Annotated in this window: 2 protein-coding genes; both read left to right on the top strand. The window is 53.7% G+C overall.

What is annotated here, in order from left to right; translation table 11 throughout:
- The coding region (locus FGE21_RS20230) for a hypothetical protein (RefSeq protein ID WP_218062807.1) at window positions 1-234 on the top strand (234 nt) is incomplete at its 5' end.
- A gap of 74 nt (window positions 235-308) precedes the next feature.
- A complete protein-coding gene (locus FGE21_RS20565; protein ID WP_255731679.1) occupies window positions 309-1,850 on the top strand; it encodes a hypothetical protein in 1,542 nt (513 codons plus the stop codon).
- Window positions 1,851-2,337 lie beyond the last annotated feature (487 nt).

The raw sequence follows: 2,337 nt of genomic DNA, 5'->3' as shown, positions 1-2,337 counted from the left end.
GAGCGTGACAAAAACGACCGTTTTGTTAAAAGCGGAGCCAAGGCGGAACGTCCAGAACGGAGGATCAGTGCGCTTCAGTATTTTGAAATGGTCGCTATCTTTATCATTTCTGTCAGCTTTGTTGCTGTGGGGATCATCCGTATATGGTTGGCCAATAGTCCAACTCTTGAGTTTTCTCGTACTAATCGCACACCTGTTGGCAATTTTTGCTGTCCTCGCAATACTCGGAAGTGATTGGTACGAAAAGATACGAAGCGCTTCGACAATCTACGGTAGCTCTGATCATATAGAAAAATAAGGAATTTATCATGTCGCAAGAAGGGCTATACATTCAAGTTGCCAGTCATGGACTTGCTGTTGGCTGGGATACGAATGGAGGGTTCGCCTTTTCGTACTTCACAGAAGCGGCTCTAGGAGTGTCCGGCTCAGCTTGGGCGACGGTGTATCTTGACCCGCGCGATCTAGATTTTTTCGATAACGACCCAAATGATGGGGTTCTCGATGCGTCTGGCGCTCTCTACCTGGGTGGCGGGACTCCCATCGGCACTCCCGCTGTTGCCGTTCAAGTGCAAAAAAATCTCGAAACAGGAGACATGTTCCTATCCTTAGGAGCTGGCACGGAAAGTGTTTTTGAAATTGGCGCATATAGCGAAGGGCAAAACGGCTGGGACGTGAGTACGATAACCGCAAAGGACTATCGGTATCAGTCCTCAGGAGTTGTGATTGTAACTGAGACGACGCAATCGACAAATGGATACAACCTGGTTAATACGTTTGCTGTCGACGAAAATGGAAACCGACTAACACCAGTCGAAGCTCGACCTTTTCTTGAAGGCGCAGGTTTCGAACCTAATCCTATCAACGGCAGCGTGTTTCAGGTGTTCAACCGTGACGGTTCAAGTGTGACACAAAATGACTCCTGTTTCGGCGGCGAAACACCCATTGATATGTGGCCTGTCGACCCAAGGCTTAAGCCCGGGTCGACAGGCATCTACGATCAAGACGAAGTGCGGGCTAAGGTTTGGAAGAAGCCGATTGAGCTGATCGAAGTGGGTGATATCGTCGTGTCCTTCGATGATAACGACAACCTAGTACCGGGGCCAGTGACACGCACCTTCCAAAACGCCGCTAAAATCCTGCTGGATTTCCATGGTACTCGCGTGACCCCCGGACACGTGTACTACCGTGCGGATAGCAAGAAGACAGACAAATACGAAACGCTGATCGATGTTCTGCGCGATGACGGCGTGATCAAGCATCAGGATGGCACGCTGATCCGCGCAGCCACCAACGTTCCAGTAGACAGCCCGCGTGACGGTTTTGTCCAAGCGATCACACAGGTGCGCAAAGCGGATGGCACAGTCGTACAGAACGATGCTGGCCGCATTCGCCTCGGTACGCGCTTTCTCGTCGGCACTGGCAAAGAACGCAAATCGTGGGCCGTGGCTGACCTGATCGAGGCAGGCGACGGTGTTGTCGGTGACGACGAACTGATCCGCGTGGGCGATGGTCCCGGAGTGCCGTTCCATTGGGATTTTGGCGACACGCTGCCCAAGCCAGAGGATTTCGTACTGGCCTGTTCCGGCACAACGCTTGAAGACATCTACAAGGCCGCTGAATGGGAAAGCCAAGGCCCGCGTTTGCCTGCGCCGATGGTGCTGGATCGTGGCCCAGTGCAACCGCTCAAGGGTGCCGCGCTGTCTGCTATGCCACGGAACGAGCCGCTTGACGTGGTGCATTCGCCCATGGCCTCGGCAAAGTCGCAACGGACCTTGAACCGCAAACAGCGTAAGGCGATGGAAGCCAAGCAACGCAAAGCGGCCAAGTCGCGCAAGCGGATCGCGGTGTAAAGCGATGAGTGTCAAGGACGTCAAAAAGGGTGATGTTGTCCAATACACTGAGGTTTTCAGCCCCAGTGATTACGGGTTCAAGAAATTCGAGTGGGTCAAACAGCCCACTCACATTCCTGAGCCACGCCAGCAGACACTCTATGGCATTGAGGTCGTGGTCATGCACGGGGAACCCCGCTCCGTTCTTAGCTTATCCAAAACCATTCAAGGATTCGCTGAACTAACCGGGCCCGGTGCTGTGCGGCTGGTGCGCCGAGATCGGCCGTGTCATCGTATGCGGGGTCGAAATTTCCACCAAGGGCGGTGACGGTGGTTTTTAGGCTGAAGGCCTGATAGCAGCTCTACTCGTCGTTGAAGCGGCGTTATCGACAGCACGCGAGTGTTTGTGTCCAAGGTCTGCTTTTAGAGTGTGTCCCGCGCGTTCTTGAAGCTGATCGCCGTTTCATTTGCATAGTAGCGACCGACCGCTTTGGGCTGGGAGCCGTCA

Origin of the sequence: Phaeobacter sp. B1627, from assembly GCF_006265095.1 — a bacterium.
In the GTDB taxonomy this organism is placed as follows: Bacteria; Pseudomonadota; Alphaproteobacteria; order Rhodobacterales; family Rhodobacteraceae; genus Epibacterium.
The sequence above is the reverse complement of the archived record's forward strand: the minus strand, read 5'-3'. Positions and strand labels throughout refer to the sequence as shown.

Bases quoted from the DNA above. Each gene is read 5' to 3' on its own strand.
- FGE21_RS20565 (WP_255731679.1), top strand. From the start codon at position 309: ATGTCGCAAGAAGGGCTATACATTCAAGTTGCCAGTCATGGACTTGCT.